The following is a 3,920-nucleotide window of genomic DNA, read 5'->3' as shown; positions in this document are numbered from 1 at the left end:
GTCAGAGCTGCGGAATGCCGCTCACGCCGGAAATATTGGGCACAAACGCCGACGGCAGCAAGAACGAGGAATATTGCATCTACTGCTATAAAGACGGCGCCTTCACCGGCGACTTCAACATGGAACAGATGGTCGAATTCTGCTCGCAGTTCGTCGATGAATTCAACAAGAATACAGGCAAAAGCCTGACCCGCGAAGAATACAAGGCGGAGCTTCGCAAGTACTTCCCGACGCTCAAGCGCTGGCGCTGAAATCGTCATATTCAAGAAACGGTAATGTTTAAGACATTACGCTTCTTTCCCGAGGACGGCGCGGGCGAGCTGGTCGGCGCACGATGTGGGCTTCCCGCCGCAGGTGTTGCCCAGGAGCTTTGCCGCGATATCTTCGGCGCTCATGCCTTCGCAGAGCTTCGCGATTGCCTTCAAGTTTCCGTTGCATCCGCCCGTAAAGCGGATATTTCTGATTTTGTCTCCGTCGCGCGTAAACTGAATCGTTGTCGCGCAAACGCCTCTAGTCTTGAAAGTCTCTTCCATACGTGTCTCAGGGTTGAAAGTTCACGTTAAATATAGAATGTTGACGGCTCCTTTGTGAATTTTTATTTTAGTTATAGTTGTTTTGTAAAAAAGGAAAGACTCCTATGAAAAAATGGGTTAGGAATTTTGCGTGTGCCATTTCGATAACGGGTTGCGTTCTTGTATTCGGTTGCGGTGATGATTCTTCGTCAGTTGCCCCGTCGCAAGATCCCGCATCGACATCTTCTTCAGCTGTCGAAGGTTCTTCTGCAGTGGTGGCACCCGGTTCGTCCGATGCGATTTCTTCTGTGACGCTCTCTTCTGCGGTTATCGAAAGTTCGTCGAGCGTCGCAGCTCCGGCAAAATTTTGCAATTTCTCCATGGTCACAAAGACGGGCTACTACCCGATGGCCGTGACAACGGGCGTGACTTCTATCTGCTTGCCTCTTGCCGATTGCGATACCTCGCTGATAAACCTGGGCTTTGCGCATTGTTACGAAGAGCAGGCGACTGTTGAAGGCTGCTTTGCGAATGTTACCGTAACCGAAGTGGAAGAATGTGAACCGGAAGAAAAGAGCTGCGAATCGAGTAATGGTACGATTTATATCTCCGGACGATTCAGCATGAACTGCAGCAGCATCCTCCGTTAAGAAAAATTTTAAGGAGAATCTTTGTGATGGTTATCCCGTCAATCATGTGGCTTGCGTCTGGTTTTCGGTCAGGCGTGTGCGCCCGTGCTGCTCGCTGAAAATCCTAACTGAAACGCCTTTCGCCAGGGCGACCATCCCCGCAGAAATATCCGGTGCTTTCTCCGCCGCAATATAGTCCTTCATCTGCTTGAAAAGACGGATGAGGGCCATACTCTGTTGTACTGCCAAATCGCCTTTCAACACAGTCATGAGCATGTAAATGCCTTGTTCCGTAAAAACGTAGGGATTGGAACGGCTCATTGTGCTGATATTTGCGGTGCAATTTTTGCACCGCAAATCTTTAGCGTCATTTGCATCTGTAATTGCGGTAAATTTTTTTGACCGCAATTCCTCAACTTCCCTTTTGGTCAGCTGAAATCGAAAATCCTCCGCAAAACGTTCAATATTATTCTTGACTTGTCTGTTAAAATCTTTCGTGCTATACCCGTAAATTTCCGCTAGATCGGCATCGAGCATGACCTTTACCCCGCGGATGGTATATATCCGCGACTTGAGCAAATCCTCGTCTATCAGGGAAAATTCGGGCTTTTTCGGCGCAACGCCCCCGGCCGCACTGGCCGCAACATCTTTCTTCATCGTCAACTCCTCTGGCGCTTTTCATTATCTTTCATTTTCCAGCAGTCTCTCGAACAATGCACGATACCCCGCGATAGCTTCCAGCTGCATGATGGTCGTGATCTTGTTGCCCGCGTCCTTACTCGAAGCCCCGCAGTGGAAAAGTTTCTCGGTGTCGGTCCCGAAATCCAGGTAGATGTACCTGTCGTGGAACACGTTCCCCGTAGTGCGGACATCGCCAAGTTCAACATCCGGGCGGGCAGCCCTGAAGTCCGCCAGCATGCTCTCGGTCAGGCGGGTACGCCCGTGCTGTTCGCTGAAAATCTTGACCGAAACATCCTTCGCCACGCACCGCAGCAAGTCGAGAGTCTTTACATCCAGGTAGTCGTCCACAATCAGCACCGACTTCTTCGCCATGCCGTAAATCTGCGTGTAGGCGACATCGGCCTCCAACCGCTGCCCGTTCAGAATCAAAAAATGCTTGAAAGTGCTCGGATCGATGAAATTTGCCATGACCTTCTGGACGTCGTGGGAAAGTTGCTCGATTCTCTTATTTTGGGCTGAGTGGGCTGTGTTGACGAAAAAATCTACGCGCTGCTCAACGGCGGTAAGGCGCATGTCAACATTTTGCTTAAAAAGGGCAATTTCCGTGCCTCCCATTGCCAGCATCCGTTGATTGATGCTGTATCCCCTGAGTAAATGATCCCTAAGGACTTGGTTTGCCCACTGGCGAAACTTTACGCCATTTATAGACTTTACCCTGTATCCTACAGATATAATGACATCTAGATTATAGTGTTCGACATTTCTGCGGACGTCTCGACCGCCTTCATTTTGAACTGTCGCAAAATTTGCGACAGTTGGGATATCCTTGAGTTCTTCTTTTAAGGCATTGGCAATGTGTTTGCCAATCGTTTTTACATCTCTGCCGAAAAGGTGGCCATTTGCTGTCGATTTAGCCAAACACTCTCGTTCTCGACCCGGACTTCGATATGGAATTCCCCACCCTCCGGCTGGTAAACGACGATCTCGTTTTTGTCGGCTCCGGCCGCACTGGCCGCAACATCTTTCTTCATCGTCAACTCCTCTGGCATACAAGCGTAAAAAACGCCAAAGACTACACACTTGTGCACTAAATATAGATTCAAAAATCCAGTTTGTCAATAGGCTCGCATGATTTTCTCTGAAATTTCCCTCTTTAGCTCAAATCAGCATATTCCGTACCCCTTTTTTGATATATATTTGCAAACAAGGTATCCCATGGAAGTGAATAAGAAAGACCTCTCCGAACGCGACATTGTCAGCAAGTTCATTTTGCCCGGCATAACGAATGCTGGGTGGAGTCTTGATACGCAAATTCGCGAAGAGGTTTCGTTCACAGACGGTCGAATTTTTGTGAAGGGCAAGACCGTTGTGCGCGGGCAAAAGAAGCGTGCGGATATCATTCTCTATTACAAGCCGAATATGCCGATTGCCGTGGTAGAGGCGAAGGATAACAAGCATTACGTTAGCGACGGCATCCAGCAAGCGCTTTCTTATGCGCAGACTCTGGATATTCCCGTAGCGATTAGCAGTAATGGCGATGCGTTCTCGATTCGCTATCGTGAAAACTGCGGTCCGAAAGATAGCCAAGGAAATCCTATCGCAGTAGAAGAACGCGACCTGGACCATTTCCCGACGAGCGAAGAAATTTGGGCTTGCTACAAACGGTACAAAGGTATCGACTCTCCAGAAGCGGAATCCACGGCTACACAAGATTATTATGTCGATAGTTCAGGATACAGTCTGCGTTATTACCAGCAGATTGCCGTCAACCGCACTGTAGAGGCGATTGCAAAAGGTAAAGACAGAATCCTTTTGGTAATGGCTACCGGTACCGGAAAAACGCTTACGGCATTCCATATCATTTGGCGGTTATGGAAAAGCGGCTGGACAAAGAACAAGGTTCCGGGCAAGACCCCGCGAATTCTTTTCCTTGCAGACCGTGATAACCTGATTACGCAAACCAAGCGTGGAGACTTCAAGCCTTTCAAGGACAAAATGACGATTGTCCGCCATAAGCAGATTGATAAGGCTTATGAAATCTATTTGGCCTTGTATCAAGGGCTTACAAATTACGATGAAGATGCCGACGCATACAGGG

At 48.7% G+C, this 3,920-nt stretch carries 6 protein-coding genes and 3 pseudogenes; 4 read left to right on the top strand and 5 right to left on the bottom strand.

Going from position 1 to position 3,920, the window contains the following annotated elements; translation table 11 throughout:
• Positions 1-248 (top strand): annotated as a pseudogene (locus B2310_RS06155) (zinc ribbon domain-containing protein); the annotation flags it as partial.
• A gap of 39 nt (positions 249-287) precedes the next feature.
• Here the strand turns inward: B2310_RS06155 and B2310_RS06150 are convergent.
• Positions 288-533: a TIGR03905 family TSCPD domain-containing protein gene (locus B2310_RS06150; RefSeq protein ID WP_072799897.1), complete on the bottom strand. Its 246-nt coding sequence runs from the start codon at positions 531-533 to the stop codon at positions 288-290.
• A 104-nt stretch (positions 534-637) separates the two neighbouring features.
• Here B2310_RS06150 and B2310_RS06145 point away from each other — a divergent pair, with 104 nt between their 5' ends.
• Positions 638-1,162 carry a hypothetical protein gene (locus B2310_RS06145; protein WP_290729609.1) on the top strand — a complete coding sequence of 175 codons (525 nt, stop codon included), beginning with the start codon at positions 638-640 and terminating at the stop codon, positions 1,160-1,162.
• 164 nt (positions 1,163-1,326) lie between these two features.
• On the opposite strand, the pseudogene B2310_RS06140 reads toward B2310_RS06145, so the two are convergent.
• Together B2310_RS06140 and B2310_RS06135 are read right to left on the bottom strand one after the other, a co-directional pair.
• Positions 1,327-1,798, bottom strand: a pseudogene (locus B2310_RS06140) (ORF6N domain-containing protein); the annotation flags it as partial.
• Positions 1,799-1,822: 24 nt separating this feature from the next.
• A complete protein-coding gene (locus tag B2310_RS06135; protein ID WP_290729603.1) occupies positions 1,823-2,290 on the bottom strand; it encodes a hypothetical protein in 468 nt (155 codons plus the stop codon).
• A 51-nt stretch (positions 2,291-2,341) separates the two neighbouring features.
• On the opposite strand from B2310_RS06135, the gene B2310_RS06130 reads away from it, so the two are divergent.
• Positions 2,342-2,476 (top strand): hypothetical protein, encoded by a 135-nt coding sequence (locus B2310_RS06130; RefSeq protein ID WP_290729600.1) that lies wholly within the window; start codon positions 2,342-2,344, stop codon positions 2,474-2,476.
• A gap of 6 nt (positions 2,477-2,482) precedes the next feature.
• Here B2310_RS06130 and rhuM read toward each other — a convergent pair.
• Positions 2,483-2,740: pseudogene (rhuM, locus tag B2310_RS13345) on the bottom strand (RhuM family protein); the annotation flags it as partial.
• Positions 2,695-2,853 (bottom strand): hypothetical protein, encoded by a 159-nt coding sequence (locus B2310_RS06125; protein ID WP_290729597.1) that lies wholly within the window; start codon positions 2,851-2,853, stop codon positions 2,695-2,697. The pseudogene rhuM and the gene B2310_RS06125, both read right to left, overlap by 46 nt.
• A 184-nt stretch (positions 2,854-3,037) precedes the next feature.
• Here B2310_RS06125 and B2310_RS06120 point away from each other — a divergent pair.
• The coding region (locus B2310_RS06120; protein WP_349679642.1) for a DEAD/DEAH box helicase family protein at positions 3,038-3,920 on the top strand (883 nt) is incomplete at its 3' end.

The sequence above is a fragment of the Fibrobacter sp. UBA3629 genome (assembly GCF_002374005.1).
Taxonomy (GTDB): Bacteria; Fibrobacterota; Fibrobacteria; order Fibrobacterales; family Fibrobacteraceae; genus Fibrobacter.
The sequence above is the reverse complement of the archived record's forward strand: the minus strand, read 5'-3'. Positions and strand labels throughout refer to the sequence as shown.

What these genes read in the sequence shown, in the direction of transcription:
- B2310_RS06135 (WP_290729603.1), bottom strand. Translation starts at nt 2,290, where the DNA reads ATGGCAAATTTCATCGATCCGAGCACTTTCAAGCATTTTTTGATTCTG.
- B2310_RS06150 (WP_072799897.1), bottom strand. Translation starts at nt 533, where the DNA reads ATGGAAGAGACTTTCAAGACTAGAGGCGTTTGCGCGACAACGATTCAG.
- B2310_RS06145 (WP_290729609.1), top strand. Translation starts at nt 638, where the DNA reads ATGAAAAAATGGGTTAGGAATTTTGCGTGTGCCATTTCGATAACGGGT.
- B2310_RS06125 (WP_290729597.1), bottom strand. Translation starts at nt 2,853, where the DNA reads ATGAAGAAAGATGTTGCGGCCAGTGCGGCCGGAGCCGACAAAAACGAG.